At 38.2% G+C, this 16,305-nt stretch carries 15 protein-coding genes and 5 tRNA genes; 19 read left to right on the top strand and 1 reads right to left on the bottom strand.

What is annotated here, in order from left to right; all coding sequences use genetic code 11:
* The first annotated feature begins 8 nt into the window (after positions 1–8).
* The 13 genes from HMPREF3182_RS02290 to HMPREF3182_RS02350 all read left to right on the top strand — a co-directional run bounded on the left by HMPREF3182_RS02290 (position 9) and on the right by HMPREF3182_RS02350 (position 13,404).
* On the top strand, positions 9–485 hold the full coding sequence (locus tag HMPREF3182_RS02290) for a Fur family transcriptional regulator (RefSeq protein ID WP_007392447.1): 477 nt from the start codon (positions 9–11) through the stop codon (positions 483–485).
* A 129-nt stretch (positions 486–614) separates the two neighbouring features.
* Positions 615–941 carry an ArsR/SmtB family transcription factor gene (locus tag HMPREF3182_RS02295; protein ID WP_050791353.1) on the top strand — a complete coding sequence of 109 codons (327 nt, stop codon included), beginning with the start codon at positions 615–617 and terminating at the stop codon, positions 939–941.
* Between the two features lie 19 nt (positions 942–960).
* Positions 961–1,458 (top strand): SixA phosphatase family protein, encoded by a 498-nt coding sequence (locus tag HMPREF3182_RS02300; protein ID WP_007392444.1) that lies wholly within the window; start codon positions 961–963, stop codon positions 1,456–1,458.
* Between the two features lie 8 nt (positions 1,459–1,466).
* Positions 1,467–2,273, top strand: a complete 807-nt coding sequence (gene thiD, locus HMPREF3182_RS02305) for a bifunctional hydroxymethylpyrimidine kinase/phosphomethylpyrimidine kinase (protein ID WP_156211105.1) — start codon at positions 1,467–1,469, stop codon at positions 2,271–2,273.
* Positions 2,274–2,290: 17 nt separating this feature from the next.
* A complete protein-coding gene (locus tag HMPREF3182_RS02310) occupies positions 2,291–3,181 on the top strand; it encodes a hypothetical protein (RefSeq protein WP_062485287.1) in 891 nt (296 codons plus the stop codon).
* 232 nt (positions 3,182–3,413) lie between these two features.
* Positions 3,414–5,075: a ribonuclease J gene (locus tag HMPREF3182_RS02315; RefSeq protein ID WP_007392437.1), complete on the top strand. Its 1,662-nt coding sequence runs from the start codon at positions 3,414–3,416 to the stop codon at positions 5,073–5,075.
* 136 nt (positions 5,076–5,211) lie between these two features.
* On the top strand, positions 5,212–6,093 hold the full coding sequence (locus HMPREF3182_RS02320) for a DUF2232 domain-containing protein (protein WP_007392466.1): 882 nt from the start codon (positions 5,212–5,214) through the stop codon (positions 6,091–6,093).
* Between the two features lie 30 nt (positions 6,094–6,123).
* Entirely contained in the window at positions 6,124–8,139 is a 2,016-nt protein-coding gene (locus tag HMPREF3182_RS02325) for a DHH family phosphoesterase (protein WP_062485289.1), read from the top strand.
* 2 nt (positions 8,140–8,141) lie between these two features.
* Positions 8,142–8,588 (top strand): 50S ribosomal protein L9, encoded by a 447-nt coding sequence (gene rplI / locus HMPREF3182_RS02330; protein WP_007392426.1) that lies wholly within the window; start codon positions 8,142–8,144, stop codon positions 8,586–8,588.
* Between the two features lie 17 nt (positions 8,589–8,605).
* Positions 8,606–10,510: a Lon family ATP-dependent protease gene (gene lonC / locus HMPREF3182_RS02335; RefSeq protein WP_007392445.1), complete on the top strand. Its 1,905-nt coding sequence runs from the start codon at positions 8,606–8,608 to the stop codon at positions 10,508–10,510.
* Positions 10,511–10,524: 14 nt separating this feature from the next.
* Entirely contained in the window at positions 10,525–11,859 is a 1,335-nt protein-coding gene (dnaB, locus tag HMPREF3182_RS02340; protein WP_062485290.1) for a replicative DNA helicase, read from the top strand.
* A 37-nt stretch (positions 11,860–11,896) separates the two neighbouring features.
* Positions 11,897–12,847: a signal peptide peptidase SppA gene (gene sppA, locus HMPREF3182_RS02345; protein WP_235808627.1), complete on the top strand. Its 951-nt coding sequence runs from the start codon at positions 11,897–11,899 to the stop codon at positions 12,845–12,847.
* The gene (locus HMPREF3182_RS02350) at positions 12,844–13,404 is read left to right on the top strand and encodes a YIP1 family protein (RefSeq protein ID WP_036257435.1); all 561 of its coding nucleotides are present in this window, start codon (positions 12,844–12,846) and stop codon (positions 13,402–13,404) included. Before sppA ends, HMPREF3182_RS02350 begins: the two co-directional genes overlap by 4 nt.
* On the opposite strand, the gene HMPREF3182_RS02355 is transcribed toward HMPREF3182_RS02350, so the two are convergent.
* Entirely contained in the window at positions 13,354–14,286 is a 933-nt protein-coding gene (locus HMPREF3182_RS02355; protein WP_062485294.1) for an epoxyqueuosine reductase, read from the bottom strand. The genes HMPREF3182_RS02350 and HMPREF3182_RS02355 overlap by 51 nt on opposite strands.
* Before the next feature lie 216 nt (positions 14,287–14,502).
* On the opposite strand from HMPREF3182_RS02355, the gene HMPREF3182_RS02360 reads away from it, so the two are divergent.
* The 6 genes from HMPREF3182_RS02360 to tuf all read left to right on the top strand — a co-directional run bounded on the left by HMPREF3182_RS02360 (position 14,503) and on the right by tuf (position 16,305).
* A tRNA-Thr gene (locus HMPREF3182_RS02360) sits at positions 14,503–14,578 on the top strand.
* 6 nt (positions 14,579–14,584) lie between these two features.
* Positions 14,585–14,670 (top strand) — tRNA-Tyr (locus HMPREF3182_RS02365).
* A gap of 5 nt (positions 14,671–14,675) precedes the next feature.
* Positions 14,676–14,751, top strand: a tRNA-Met gene (locus HMPREF3182_RS02370).
* 42 nt (positions 14,752–14,793) lie between these two features.
* Positions 14,794–14,869, top strand: a tRNA-Thr gene (locus tag HMPREF3182_RS02375).
* Between the two features lie 5 nt (positions 14,870–14,874).
* A tRNA-Met gene (locus HMPREF3182_RS02380) sits at positions 14,875–14,951 on the top strand.
* 166 nt (positions 14,952–15,117) lie between these two features.
* The gene (tuf, locus tag HMPREF3182_RS02385; protein WP_062484939.1) at positions 15,118–16,305 is read left to right on the top strand and encodes an elongation factor Tu; all 1,188 of its coding nucleotides are present in this window, start codon (positions 15,118–15,120) and stop codon (positions 16,303–16,305) included.

The following is a 16,305-nucleotide window of genomic DNA, read 5'->3' on the forward strand; positions in this document are numbered from 1 at the left end:
GGACATACATGGTTAATAAAAAATACATGGGCGAAGATTATCGAGATTATTTGCATCGATATGGATTGAAGAGTACACGCACACGGAATATGGTATTGCATATGTTTATTGAAAATGAAGGGGTATTAACAGCAGAAACCATTTATCGACAGTTAATTGGTGATCAGCATCGTATTAATTTTTCAACGGTATATCGTATTTTAGAAATGTTTACAGAGAAAAAAGTTATCATTAAGACTTTATTACCAAATTCTCGTACGTATGGATTTTTATTACGGGCTTCTGGGCATACGCATCGTTTGATTTGTTTGCGGTGTCATCAAATTGTTGAAATTGCAGACTGTCCATTGTCTGATTTTGAAAATATACTAGCTCAGAATACACATTTTCAAATTGCAGGACATCATTTAGAAATCTATGGATATTGTCAAATATGTCAAGAAGAACGACTGCAAGAGGCGCTAGCTGCTACGGAAAGTGCATAGATTATCTAGCATGATATAGTACATTATCAAAGAACGTAATGTATGAATATGGTATAATATGTTTCATAAATGGATATATAATGGATAGGGGGAACAGCGGTGACGCAAGAAGAGTCCAAGAAGATTGCTATGCAAGCGTTAAGTGAGGGCTTATTTCAGCATGATGAGCAGAGATTGAAACGATATATTCAAGTATTAGCCAATAATTTTAAAATTTTAGGTGATCCTACAAGATTACGTATTTTGCAAGTTCTTATGAATCATGAATTATGTGTTCGTGATATTGCTGACTTGATACATATGGAACAGTCCGCTGTTTCGCATCAATTGCGGACATTGCGTGATGCAGGATTAGTTATTTTTCGGCGAGAAGGAAAGGTTGTATATTATTCGCTAGCAGATGACCACGTATTCACATTACTTTCTGTTGGCATAGAACATGTTTCAGAATTTTAATATATGGAAGAGAGGTTATATGCGTATTTTTATTATGCGACATGGCGAAGCAACAGCGGCTACCTTGGATACAGCTGATAGACAGCGAGTATTGTCGTCCACGGGAATACAACAAGCTAAGCAAGTGGGGCGTTTATTAGAGCAATATTTAAAAAGAGAATCTATTCGCCTTTGGGCGAGTCCCTATAAACGATCAATAGAAACAGTTACGTATCTTCGTACTGCATTGCCGTTGGCTTTAGTGGGCGTCCACGAAGCAATTGCCACGGGAAATCGAGAAAAGATAGAACGGGAGTTACTAGGTGCATCAACGGAAGAAAATGTATGCATTGTGGGACATATTCCTTATGTTAATCAGTGGGTGCAGCAGTGGTCGGGTATTGCATTACCTTTTGAACCTGCGGATATGGCTGTTTTGACCTATTTGAAGAAAGATGATATGGCAAAAGGCAATATGCAACTTAGCGTATATATTAGTAATGGTGGGTGTCGTTGGTTGTTAGGAAAAAATATATAGGAGGAGAAATGATGATGAAAACAGTATTGTCGATTGCTGGAACAGATCCGTCGGGTGGGGCCGGCGCCGCGGCGGATTGTAAGACGATTTGTGCTCATGGTTGTTTTGCATTTAATGTTATTACCGCAGTAGTATCACAAAATACACAGGGCGTACGTGATTTTATGGATGTGCCACCACAGTTGATTACATCACAAATTGATGCCGTGTATGATGATATGTCAGTAGATGCGGTTAAAATTGGTATGGTAAGTAATCCAAAAACGATTCATGTTATTGTACAGGCATTGAAAAAATACAAGCCTCGTTTTACGGTTATTGATCCCGTTATGGTTGCAACGAGTGGACATCGGTTGTTAGCAGCTGAAGCGGAACGTACACTTGTACAAGAATTGCTTCCGCAAGCGTATGTGTTGACGCCTAATATCCCAGAGGCAGAAGTGTTGTCAAATATGGAAATAAAGACGATAGAAGATATGGAAAAAAGTGCTAAAAAAATTAAGGAATTACAACCAGAGTGGGTATTGATTAAAGGTGGTCATCGTGTAGCGGATTCTATTGATGTGCTATATGATGGCACTCAATTTTATTATTTAAAAGGCGATCATTTAGATAGCACGAATACACATGGTACGGGATGTTCTTTGTCTAGTGCTATTGCAGCGAATTTGGCAATGGGAAAACGTGTAGTAGAAGCAGTTCAAGCAGCGAAAGAATATGTTTTTCAAGGAATTTTGCATGCTCCTAATATTGGCAAGGGAAATGGACCGATTCAACATTTTTACTATCTTTATCATCAGGCTGGATGGGAATAAAAAAGGAGGGCTTATTTATGGCGACGTGTAAAACAATATTCCGATATCTTTGTATGGGGATAGCCGTAGTGGTTATTGGTATGGTAGGAGCATTACATATACAAGCCGCTGATAAAACCGTGGGAGCCGCTGATTGGCAGCAAATTGTGCAACACAATGTTAATTGGCAACCAATGGAAATGCAAGTGAATATGGCCGTAGAGATGCCTGTTGTAGGTAATGGATATGGGCAGTTAAATGTGCGAATGGATGCGAAGGGAAATAGCACCGGAGTAGTAGACGCTCATTTTTTTGGCGTAGTGAATGAACATATTTCTGTTCCTATGTGGGGTGAAAAAAAGGGAAATTTGTATTCTTTTTATTATAAGGTGCCTCAAATGTATGGTGGAAAATGGGTAACATTTACTGTACCTGTTTTAAATATAATGGATAAAAAGCAAATGAATGCTGCTGTTGATTGGCAATCTGTTTCCGATGTAATGCAAATAGAACCTAATGTATATCGACTTGTATTAGGACCATCTTATTTTGCAAAAGTGTTGCAGAAGGTTCAACAAACACAGGGCATGATGGCAATGCAGGTAGATAAAATAGCTTTTTTACAGAAACAGATGCAGAACATACAGATTGTTATGTATGTTCGTGTTGATCCAGTAACTAAACATATTGTTCATATAGAAGGTGACCTTACACCATTTGTGCAATTGATCGTTATGCAAGCACCGAATTTGGGATATAAAACAAACATTCCTTTAGCGGGATATAATTTGATTAGTCAGATTGCGGCTAATTGTCGTGTGCGCTTTTTTGCAGATTATCGTGAAGGAAAAAAAGAGGCTATTATTGTTCCGAAGACTGTCAAAAAAGTAGCTGTACCCCTTTCACCTTCTAATCCTCTTTACAAATAAAAAAGCTCCTTTTAACAAAATAAAGTTTCATAAAAATAGTTGACAGCGTAAAAAAAATAGAGGAAAATAGAATAGATAAAGTATTTTCGAATTATACTGTTGAGTAATTTTATGGTGTTATTGTCCCTTGCTGTTTGTATTGGTACGGAAATTTGCAGTTGTTTTTTTACGCAATATTAAAACGGGGACATAAAGAATGAAACGTTTTTATTTTATATAGGAGGTATATGTTTTGGCTAAAAAGGAAAAATTGATGATCATTCCTTTGGGCGGATTAGGTGAAGTTGGCAAAAATATGACTGTCATTCAGTATGGTGATGATATTATTGTTATTGATGCGGGACTGGCTTTTCCTGATGACGATATGTTTGGTATTGATTTAGTCATTCCTGATATCAGTTATTTAATTGAGAACAGGGATAAGGTTCGGGCTGTTGTCATCACTCATGGACATGAAGATCATATAGGAAGTTTGGCATATTTATTGAATGAAGTGAATGTGCCCGTATATGCTACTAAGTTAGTTTGTGGACTTATTGAAGGTAAATTAAAGGAAAATCATATTTCGCGGTATACCTTGCATGAGGTTCATCATGGTGATGAAGTGCAGATTGCTTCTATGCGAGTAGGTTTTATTCACACTAATCATTCGATTCCGGATTCTAGTGCATTATATTTTAAAACACCTGTAGGCACTGTCGTACATACGGGCGATTGGAAAATGGATTTAACGCCTGTTGATGGATTGCAAATGGATATTCATAAATTTGCCGAATTGGGAAAACGTGGTGTTTTATTGTTGATGTCCGATAGTACTAATGCGGAAAGACCAGGGTATACGGAGTCAGAAACAACTGTAGGAGATGCATTTCGCAAAGCTTTTCGTGAAGCTAAGGGGCGTATTATTTTAGCTACCTTTGCATCAAATATATCTAGAATCCAACAGGCGATTAACACGGCGGCACAGTTTAAACGAAAGGTAACTGTATTGGGACGCAGTATGGTCAATAATGTGCAGATTGCTACTGAATTGGGATATTTAGAAGTACCACAAGGAATGCTAATTGAACCGGATGAATTAAATCGTTATCCAGCGGATCAAGTGTTGATTTTGACAACCGGGAGTCAGGGAGAACCAATGGCCGGCTTATCTCGTATGGCTGTGAATAACCATCGTAGTGTTACGATTATGCCTGGTGATACGGTTATTATTTCGGCAACTCCAATTCCTGGAAATGAAACAGGCGTGTCCCGTACGATTGATAATTTGTTAAAATTAGGGGCTAATGTAGTGGCTGGTCGAGATAAAAAAATCCATGTTTCTGGTCATGCAAGTCAAGAAGAATTAAAAATTATGTTGGAATTGATTAAGCCTAAGTACTTTATTCCTGTACATGGAGAGTATCGAATGTTACGTGTACATGGTGATTTAGCAGTCATGATGGGAGTTGAAAAAGATCACGTTCTCATCGGCGATAATGGTCAAATTTTTGAATTTACCAATCGAAGTGGTCGTAAAACAGGGCGTGTTAATGCAGGGAGAGTCTTTGTTGACGGCTTAGGCGTTGGAGATGTTGGAAATATTGTTATTCGTGATCGGCAACAATTGGCGATGGAAGGAATGGTTGTTGTAGTGATGACATTGGCTAAGGGAACTAGTCATGTTGTTGCGGGACCAGATATTGTTTCGCGGGGCTTTGTTTACGTACGTGATTCGGAAATGTTGATGGACGAAGCACATGGAAGAGTGACGGCTGTTTTAGAACGATGTGAAGCAGGTAATATTAAGGAATGGTCAACGATAAAATCTCAAGTTCGGGATACGTTGAGTCGATATTTATATGAAAAAACGAGACGTCGACCGATGATTTTGCCGATTATTATGGAAGTCTAATGATAAGTAAACAGCGGAGGCCTTTGCCTCCGCTGTTTACTATATAGATAACTCATTATATTATTGTTAATGGAGGATAAGTATTATGAAAGGAATATCACTGAGATCTCGAATAAGTTTTATTGGAGGAATACTATTGTTAGCTTTTTTGTGTGGAAGTATGCCTCTTATCAGTATCCCTTGTATGGTACTATTTTCTATCTTGGTAATCGGCCTACAACAACAAATGGGATGGACTGGAACTGCCTTATTGGGGATGATAGCTATGGTTATCGTAGCACAGTGGTTGCCTCCTGCATTTGCGGTATGTCTGGTGCTTTTTGGATGGGGGAGCGGGGCACTTGTGGCTTGGGGGAGTCATAGACAGTGGCATTCTTCGCGTTTATGGGTAGTGACAATGGTATATATGTGTGTATGTATTGGACTATTATGTATAGGCATGCAATGGTTTGAATCTATATCTATCTTGACGATAATACAACAAGAGAGCCAAAAAATTTTACAGATGGCTGTATCTCAATATGGTGTATCTCAGGCTATCGAAGATGATCGTTTGATTGCAGCGAAAGAAGTAAAGGAAATCGTGCAACTTATTCCGTATGTTTTGCCGGGGACAGGTATTGTTATCATGTCTATATTGGCATATGTGGTGAATAAGTTTGGCCTCTTTTTAGCACAGCGTGGACCCAAACAAGTAGCCCCTTTTGCCCCTATTCATAGTTGGGAAATTGGGTGGGGTGTGTTATACTTATATATATTGTCTTTAATTATTAAATACTGGGGAGATGTGCTGTCGCTTACGTGGGTATATGTTGTAGGTGTTAATCTTATGCAAGTTTCTTTCTTTTTTGTTAGTGTTCAGGGGTTAGCCAGTATATTTAGTATGTTGCATCGTAAATATAGAAGAAAAGGGGTACAAGTTTTGTGTTTGTTTCTGTTTTTTTGTATGCCTCTATTTTCGTATATTACATTTATTCTTGGTGCAATTAGTATGGTCGCTAATTATCGTAAAAAATGAGGACTGTTATCACATATAGGAGACCTTATTATGTTGAAAAAAATATTATCACAAAGGACAGAACAACCTTTTTTTTGGATTACTATTGGACTTTTAGTAGTTGTTTATATATATAGTTGGGTAGTTGCCTTATTAGCACTTATTGTAAGTATAGGTGCCTATTTATTGATGCGAAAAAGTAGTAATGAACGCAATTTAGAAATGAGGCAATTACTAAATTCTATTTCGCAAAGTGTGGATCAAGCCTCTACTTATGCGGTACAAAATTTGCCGATGGGAATAGCTATTATTGATATGCAAACGAACGTATGTTGGTCGAATAGCGTTTTTCGTGATTGGCTGGGTGATGCATGTGAAGAAACGGAACTTAGTCAATTAATGCCTCATTTAGATATGGATAAATGTTGGGGAAAAGTTGGCTATTTTTTTGAACAAATTGGAGCCCGTTATTATCGCGTTGTTTATAAATATTTACAAACTGAAGACGATATAGATGATAATTATTTAATTTTATATTTTGAAGATATTAGTGAAACGGAAATACAGAAAAAGCATTGCTTAGAAACGATTCCCGTTTTTTGTGATATTGAAATTGATAACATGGAGGAAGTTGGAAAGGGATTATCGCCCGTGCAACAGGCCACCTTATGGACAAATGTTAATAATTGTTTAATTGATGAATTGACAAATTTAGGTGGATTTGTTCGTGCTTATGGGAATGCGAAATATTTTGCTTGTATGAGTTATAAAGCTTTATCGTATTTACAAGAAGATAACTTTTCTTTTTTTGAGAAAATTCGCTCGATTCATACGGTAAATCGTATACCTGTTACGATTAGCATGGGGATTGCTGCGGCTACCGAAGATATGGTTATTCAAGGGAAGGCTAATTTTAATGAATTAGCCGAAAAGACTCAGGCAGGATTAGATTTAGCGTTAGGGCGCGGGGGAGATCAGGCAGTTGTATATGAAGCAGATGGAACCCCGCACTTTTATGGAGGTAAAACAAAATCGGTAGAGAAAAACACTAGGGTTAGAGCTCGAGTAGTAGCACAAGCTATTCGTGAATTAGTAGATACAAGTGAACGTATCCTGATTATGGGACATGAACGAGAAGATTACGATAGTATTGGTGCAGCTGTTGGTGTAGCACATATGGCATATGTAGCCAATAAACCAGTTCATATTGTGGTAAGTAAGCAAACTGATGCAATACAACGATTAAAAGTGCAAATTAGCGAACAATCAGAATATAAGGATTTGTTTATTTCGGCAGAAATGGCAGAAGAAATTTGTGATGGGGGGACTTTATTGTTTATTGTGGATACACATCGTCCATATATGACGGTGGCACCACGGTTAATAGAACGGACGGAAAAAAGGGTAGTGATAGATCATCATCGTCGTAGCTCAGATTTTATTCAAAAACCATTATTAACTTATTTAGAGCCGTCTAGTTCTTCGACATGTGAATTGGTAACGGAATTACTTCAATATTATCAAGAAGATATGGAATTAGATAAGTTAGAAGCTACGGCATTATATGCAGGTATTATTGTTGATACGAAAAATTTTGCCGTACAGACAGGCGTACGTACGTTTGATGCAGCTGCTTATTTAAGGCGAAGTGGTGCTGATCCAGAAATCGTTAGAGAATTATTTAGTTCGGATTTTGAAACATTAAAAAATCGGGCTAAGATTTTGTCAGAGGCACATATTTCTGGGGGCATTGCTTTTGCTGTATGCCCTAAAGGGGTTAAAAATGCGACTATTTTAGCAGCACAAAGTGCGGATACATTAATTAATATTGATCATGTACAAGCTAGTTTTACTTTTTATGAATTACCAGATGATAATATCGGGGTAAGTGCACGGTCTAAAGGAGAAATAAATGTACAACTAGTTATGGAGGCGTTAGGTGGGGGTGGACATCGGACAGTGGCAGGTGTTCAACTAAAAGGACAAACGATACAAAGTGCACAACAAGCAGTACGTGATGTAATACAGAAATTATTGATAAATGATATAGAGAAGGAGAATGAGTGAGAATGAAGGTTATATTATTACAAGATGTAAAAAAATTAGGAAAAAAAGGTGAAATTGTAGAAGTTACAGAAGGATATGGGCGGAATTTTTTATTGCCTAGAAGATTAGCTGCACCGGGAACACGGGAAAATATCAATGATGCACAACAAAAGAAAGAAGCCAATCAACATAAAGCTCAGGTTGCTAAAGATGAAGCGGTTTTATTAGCAAGTCAATTAAAAAAAGTAGAACTAACTATTCCTGTTAAAGTAGGCGAAGGTGGAAAAATTTTTGGTACTATCACGGGAAAACAAATTTGTGATGCCGCGAAAGAACAGTATAATATCATATTAGATAAAAAGAAAATAGAGACGAAAGAGGCAATTAAAGGACTAGGCTCTTATGAGGTGATTATTCGTGTTCATCCTACCATTACTAGTGTGATAAAAATCCATGTTGTAGAAGGCTGAATTTTTAGGGGAGCATTATGAAAGAGTTATTAGATAAATTATTACAGCGACATAAATATTTAGAACCAACGGCAGAAGAGGAGTTACGGCGGCAAGTAAATGTTTTATATGGTGCTTTTACGGGACTTATTGGCTCGGAAAAAATGGTGCTTAGGGCTAGCAAATATTCTGCATTAACGTACATTCATTCAGAAGATCCACGGCAACGTTTAGTGGGATTACAACGGTTGGTATATGAAAGTACATCGTACGATCGTATTCCAGATGATAATGAAGTCGTAGATATATTGAATGATTTAGAGTCGGTTTTGGCAGAAATGTTAGCACGGCAAGCTGTTGAAGAAAGATTAGAAAAGAAAATAGCACAACGTATGGAAGAAAAACAGCAAGAATATGTCCAGGAAATTAAGATGCAGATTATTTCTGAAGAGTCACAAGATGTGGAAACGCCACAAACAAAACGAAAATTAGAAGAATTGAAAAAATTGGATACAGTTCAATTAACAGAGTCTGTTATGGAACGAGTTCGTCCGAAAACATTAGGCAATATTATTGGACAAGAGCGTGCTGTGGAGGCGATGCAAAGTAAGCTTGCATCGGTTTATCCTCAACATCTATTGTTGTACGGACCACCAGGGGTAGGGAAAACGACAGCCGCCCGTATTATTTTAGAAGAAGCGAAGAAAATGTCATTTACTCCATTTAAAGAGAACGCTCCTTTTATTGAAACGGATGGGACGACATTACGTTGGGATTCGAGAGATATGACTAATCCTTTGCTTGGTTCTGTGCATGATCCCATTTATCAGGGTGCCAAAAGGGATTTGGCAGATACAGGAATTCCCGAACCTAAACCAGGCTTAGTTACAGATGCACATGGTGGAATATTGTTTATTGATGAAATTGGGGAAATGGATCCGATGTTACTTAATAAGTTATTAAAAGTATTGGAAGATAAAAAAGTGTCTTTCGATTCTGCTTATTATGATGAAACAGATCCTAATGTGCCAGAATATATTCGAAAATTATTTTGTGAGGGAGCACCAGCGGATTTTATTCTTGTTGGGGCGACGACAAGGGACGCATCGGAGATTAATCCAGCTATTCGTTCTCGTTGTGCAGAAGTATTTTTTGAGCCATTAGTACCTCAGGATATTGAAAAAATTGTGAGAAATGCAGCAGTACAGTTAGGCGTTACTATAGAAGCAGGGGTACCAGAACAAATTGCGTTATATACGGTTGAAGGGAGAAAGGCCGTTAATATTTTAGCTGATGCCTATGGTGTTGCGGTATATCAAAAAAAAGATAAAGATAATATTTTATTGACTTGTGAACATGTTAAGCGAGTAGCACAAATTAGTAGACTCGTTCCTTATGCAGTAAAAAAAGCATCGGATACGCCTATCGTAGGAAAAATATTTGGCTTAGGCGTTGCAGGTTATTTGGGATCGGCATTAGAAATTGAAGCTATCGCGTTTCCAGCACATCAGTCGGGAAAAGGATATTATCGCTTTAATGATACGGCGGGGTCGATGGCGAAAGATTCTATGTTTAATGCCGCTGCCGTAGTACGTCAAATTACGGGAAAAGAATTATCGGATTATGATGTGAATATTAATTTTGTTGGGGGCGGAAATATTGATGGTCCATCTGCGGGATGTGCGATAACTACCTTGTTAATTTCCGCTTTAATGAATACTCCGATTCGGCAAGATTATGCTGTTACAGGAGAAATTTCGGTACAAGGTAAGGTAAAACCAGTGGGTGGTGTTTTTGAAAAAGCATATGGTGCAAAACAGGCGGGAATGAAAGGGATAATCATCCCTAAAGAAAATGAGATGGATATACCAGAGGGACATTTACAGTTGGATATTCGGTCTGTTGAAACAATACAAGATATTTTAAAAATAATGTTGGTATAATAGGAGGGCGATTGATGGATCAACGAATTCCCCCGCAAAATGTAGAAGCAGAACAAGCCGTATTAGGAGCAATGATGTTAGAAAAAGATGCGGTTATTACGGCTTTGGAAAAATTACGGGCACGTGATTTTTATAGAGATACTCATAAAATAATCTTTACAGCAATGGAACGGTTGTATAAAAATCAGCAAGAAGTTGACATTATTACGCTGCCTGAAGAGTTGCGAAAGATGAAAAAGTTGGATGATGTAGGTGGATTGGAATATATTCTTAGTTTACCTAATGTAGTTGCAACAGCCGCGAATTTATCTTATCATGCCAATATTGTACGCGAAAAAGCATTGTCACGCGATTTGATATCTACTTGTACAGAATTATCTGTTGAAGCATATAGTGGAGAAAAAGGTACGGAAGAGTTGATGGATCAAGCGGAACAAAAAATTTTAAAATTAGCGGATAATCAAAACAAAGATTCTTTAGTTCCGATTGGACAAGTTGTCTCAACAGTGGTCAAGCAGGTAGAAAAATTATATGAAAATAAAGCGGGCTTAACGGGGTTGCCTACGGGGTTTAGAGATTTTGATCGGATGACTTCCGGATTGCAACCGTCTGATTTAATTTTAATTGCTGCACGTCCTAGTATGGGGAAAACCGCTTTTACCTTGAATATAGCACAACATGTGGGCGTACGTTTACATAAATCGGTTGCATTTTTTTCATTAGAAATGTCAGCGGAACAATTAACGCAACGCATGATTTGTCAATTAGCACATGTGGATTCGCAAAAAATTCGTACGGGGCAAATTTATAGTGATGATGAATGGAAAAATGTGTGGCAGGCATGTGAAAAAATATATACTGCGCCTATTTATATTGATGATACGCCGGGTATATCTATTGCAGAAATGCGTTCTAGGGCACGAAGACATAAAGCAGAACATGGATTAGATTTAATTATTGTTGATTATTTACAATTGATGCAAGGGAGAAACTCTGAAAGTAGGCAGCAAGAAATTTCTGAAATTTCCCGTTCTTTAAAAAGCTTAGCTAGGGAATTAAAAGTACCACTTATTGCGTTATCTCAATTAAGTCGAGGCGTAGAAAGTCGTCAAGACAAACGGCCAATGCTTAGTGATTTGCGTGAATCGGGTGCATTGGAACAAGATGCGGATGTGGTTTCTTTCTTATATAGGGAAGATTATTATGATAAAGAAACGGTGGATAAAAATATTACAGAAATTATTATTGCTAAACATCGTAATGGACCAGTTGGGTCGGTAAAATTATACTTTAAAAACGAATTTACTTTGTTTATGGATTTAGATACTAGGCAAGAAGAACGTATGTAATATGTGAGCTTATGTACAGAATCATGTCATGGAGGGTATGATGGAAAAGAATAAAAAGGTATATATTACGGGAATTATTCTTTGTGTGTTATTGGTATTAGCAATAGTATCTGTGGCAATGCAAATGGATAAAAGGGGAGTCTTTTGTTCGACTGAGAAAAAAATTGCCTTGATTACGGTAGACGGCCCGATTGTTGGGGGGAATGAAAAAGGAGCCGTTTTTGGTGCTACTACGGCTACATCGGGAACGTTGATGCGACAAATTCGTGAAGCGACAGCAGACGAACAAGTAGGGGCTATTTTATTACGATTAGATAGTCCAGGGGGAAGTGCGGCGGCGACACAAGAAGTTGCCCGTGAATTACAACGAGCTAAGGATAAACACATTCCCATTATTGTTTCTATGGGGGATACGGCAGCATCAGGTGCATATTGGTTAGCCACTTATGGTGATAAAATTTTTGCTAATCCATCGACGATTACGGGAAGTATCGGGGTATATATGTCTTATTATGATGTACAAGGACTGAGCAAAAAAATAGGGGTACATGAAGAAAAAATAAAATCGGGTATGCATAAAGATATTTTTTCCCCATTTCGCGATATGACCCCGGAAGAACGACAAATAACACAACAGATGGTTAATGATATGTACAATCAATTTGTTATGGTTGTCGCTAAGGGCCGACACATGGATCCTGCCGTTGTAAAACCGTTAGCAGATGGGCGTATCTATACGGGAACACAGGCAAAAGCGTTGGGACTTATTGATGAATTAGGAAATTATTATGATGCATTAAATTATACAAAAAAGAAATTACATATTAGTGATGATGATTGTATTGTTACGTATGATGATATGGAAAATTGGAAACAGTGGGTTCATGGTCAGTTGCAGTCTACGGCTGTTTTTCAGAATAGATTTGCCTTATATGGGCAAGAAGTAGTGCGTCCGTTAGCATTGATGAAGGAGGCAAACATGCAATGAAATCATATGGTAAGCAAATTTTATTAGATATCTATGGCGTTGTTTGTGACCCGTATCAGACATTTCAGCTTATCACAAGTCAATCCCATTGGCGTGAAGGGATAGCGGTATGGATTCTTGCTATGTTATTTATGATCCCACAGGGGATTTTGGCTGATCATGGCGATAGTTATTTTTATGGTATCACCATAGGAAAAGCATTCTGGCTTTTGTACTTGGCAGCCATTACGCATGGTGTTTCACGGCTATTTACTAAAAACGGAACTTTTACGGGTATATTTGCGGGTTGTTGTTTTTCTTTTATTCCACAGTATATTCGAGGGGTTGTATATGCCTTACCATTAATTGGAAATAGTTGGGGTGGTACATTTATTTCTGTTATAATGGGTATCTGGTCATTTATATTGTGGATCATTGCCATTCAATGTAATTATCAATTGAATTGGCGTAAAGGACTTGTCGTTGCGATTATTCCTACGATTATTCCTATTTTATGTATAATAGGATTATTTGTGGGAGGGATCGTTTTTGGTATTTGGGTTTTGTCGTTGTTCTGAGTTTGATTGTACTTCTTCTAAATATTGTATATTTCTTAATAGAATGCCTTTTCCTCGCCAGGAAAAGGCTCTATTTTTATATAGCTGTTGAAATTGGCGGTTAGATAGCTCTTGTAAATCTGATTTTTTTAAATAAGCGATGCGAGATTGATGAAATTCTTTTATAGGTGTTTCGGGAATATCATGATTGTGGGGACATACATCTTGACATATATCACAACCGAATACAAGCGGTGTTTTTTGAATTACTTGAATTTCCATAGGCGATAACTCGCCTTTTTTTTGTGTTAAATAGGATTTACATAGATGGTAATCATATTCGGCTGTATCTAAACAATGGCCCAAGCAAGACCGTTTGCATGCACCACAATGAAAGCATTCACGTTGTTGAGGATGATCTGGTTTAAGGGGGAGAGAAGTTAAAATACTGCCAATGAAACAAAATGAACCATAGGTTTCATTAATAAAACAATTATTGTCACCGATAAAGCCCAGTCCAGCGAGATAAGCTAAATAACGATCGGATAGAGGGGCTGTATCCACAATAGATAGAAAGTCTTGGTGAGGATATGTTTGGGTTAAAAAACAAGTAACTTCATTTAAATAGTGGTGAATGATGGTATGATAGTCGATACTGCGGCAATATAAAGATAAGTTATAAGGATGTGGATCCTTTACATAATATGGAAATAGTAAGACGATGACGGATTGACAAGAAGGTAATAAGGTAGTAGGTTGATAGCGTGCATCGCCTTCTCCAGCAGCTAAGGGACATATATCTTGTGGATAAGAAGGAATAGAAAATGTACCAGGAGCGATGCCAACACAAGGAATTCCTAACGTATGGATATATTGTTTTATTAGGTTTGTATCTCGCTCCATGGGGAGACCTCTTTTCGTATAGTTATATTGGATTTATTATAGCATATGCGATATAGAGTAGAAATATATAAGTCTATGTATTCACGAGTGGCAGCAGAGGGGATGTTATAAGATAGAAATCAGTTATGACGTTATTTATTTACAAAATACATATTTAGTGTTGACAAGCAGCATGTAAATTAGTATAATATATTCGTTCTCTGATTTAGTGAACAAGCCGACGTAGCTCAATTGGTAGAGCAACTGACTTGTAATCAGTAGGTTGTAGGTTCAAGTCCTATCGTCGGCTCCAGTATTTGGTGGGGTTCCCGAGCGGTCAAAGGGAGCAGACTGTAAATCTGCCGGCTTTCGCCTTCGAAGGTTCGAATCCTTCCCCCACCACCAAATGTCGCGGGGTGGAGCAGTTGGTAGCTCGTCGGGCTCATAACCCGAAGGTCGTAGGTTCAAGTCCTGCCCCCGCTACCATACTTTTTATTGTTTTTTATGGTGTTCTTTGCAGGGTAATAAGCTGTTGTAGCTCAGTCGGTAGAGCGTATCCTTGGTAAGGATAAGGTCACCGGTTCAATCCCGGTCAATAGCTCCATACATGGCGGCTTAGCTCAGTTGGCTAGAGCATGCGGTTCATACCCGCAGTGTCCAGAGTTCGAATCTCCGAGTCGCCACCAATATAGTAATGACCTCGTTTTTAAACGGGGTCATTTTTTATCTATTATTATGTATCATAGTTACTTTTATTGTAAATTTGAAACGTTTCTATGTTTTAAAATTGAAGAAAATTATGGTAAAATACAAATATACACTATTTTGATCCTAAAGGAGGAATCGAGAAAAATGGCAAAAGAACATTTTGAAAGAACGAAACCGCATGTTAATATCGGAACCATTGGTCACGTTGACCATGGTAAAACAACATTGACAGCTGCTATTACAAAAGTATTATCTCAAAAAGGATATGCAAAATTTGAAGATTATGCAGATATTGATAAGGCACCAGAAGAACGTGAACGTGGTATTACAATCAACACGGCACACGTAGAATATGAAACAGACGCACGTCATTATGCACATGTGGATTGCCCGGGGCATGCCGATTATGTAAAAAATATGATCACCGGTGCAGCTCAGATGGACGGAGCTATTTTGGTTGTATCCGCAGCAGATGGTCCTATGCCACAGACCCGTGAACATATTTTGTTAGCTCGTCAGGTAGGGGTTCCTGCTATTGTCGTATACCTCAATAAAGCGGATCAGGTAGATGACCCGGAATTAATAGAATTGGTCGAAATGGAAGTACGTGAATTGCTCAGCTCTTATGACTTCCCAGGAGACGATATCCCTATCGTTGTAGGTTCTGCATTGAAAGCATTAGAAGGGGACGCAGAAGCAGAAAAGAGCATTTTGGAATTGATGGCTAAGGTTGACGAATATATTCCGACACCAGATCGTCCGACGGACAAACCGTTCTTGATGCCAGTTGAAGATGTATTTACGATTACTGGTCGTGGTACTGTTGCTACGGGACGTGTAGAACGCGGAACGGTTAAAGTAGGCGATACGGTAGAAATCGTAGGGTTAGCAGAAGAACCAAAACAGACCGTTGTTACGGGTGTTGAAATGTTCCGTAAATTGTTGGATTTGGCAGAAGCTGGTGACAATATCGGTGCATTGTTGCGTGGTGTAGATCGTAAAGAAATTGAACGTGGACAAGTATTGGCAAAACCAGGATCCATTCATCCACACACTAAATTTAAAGCACAAGTATACGTGTTGACAAAAGATGAAGGTGGTCGTCATACGCCGTTCTTTAATGGTTATCGCCCACAGTTTTATTTCAGAACAACGGACGTAACGGGAGTTATCCAGTTACCAGAAGGAACAGAAATGTGCATGCCTGGTGATAATGTAAAAATGGATGTAGAATTGATTACACCGATTGCTATTGAAGTAGGCTTACGTTTCGCTATTCGTGAAGGTGGCCGTACGGTAGGCGCTGGTGTTGTTTCAGAAATTGAAGCATAA

The organism is Megasphaera hutchinsoni (assembly GCF_001553405.1).
GTDB classification, from domain to species: Bacteria; Bacillota; Negativicutes; order Veillonellales; family Megasphaeraceae; genus Megasphaera; species Megasphaera hutchinsoni.